The organism is Leifsonia sp. HAY1-4F (assembly GCF_056755275.1).
This window is the reverse complement of the sequence record NZ_JBNDHX010000653.1, coordinates 1-235: the sequence shown is the minus strand read 5'-3', so window position 1 is coordinate 235 and position 235 is coordinate 1. Positions and strand designations below refer to the sequence as shown.

The following is a 235-nucleotide window of genomic DNA, read 5'->3' as shown; positions in this document are numbered from 1 at the left end:
GCCTTCCGCGCCATCCAGAGCAATGTGGGCGCGGTGGACCTGGTCCCTCTCAGCGAGGCCGCCCGCTCGCTGGGGGCGGGTGTCGGGACCGTGTTCCTACGGGTGCTCGTGCCTAACCTGCGCCGCGGCATCCTCGCCGCCTCCGCCCCCTCCGTCGCCGTCGTGCTGGGCGAGTTCACGATCGCCTCGCTGCTCTCCCACTTCAACCTCCAGACCTCCCTGCTGCTGGTGTCGT

General features: G+C 70.6%; 1 pseudogene. It reads left to right on the top strand.

The annotated features are described in order from the left end of the window. Nucleotides 1-235, top strand: a pseudogene (locus tag ACPYOG_RS20850) (ABC transporter permease); the annotation flags it as partial.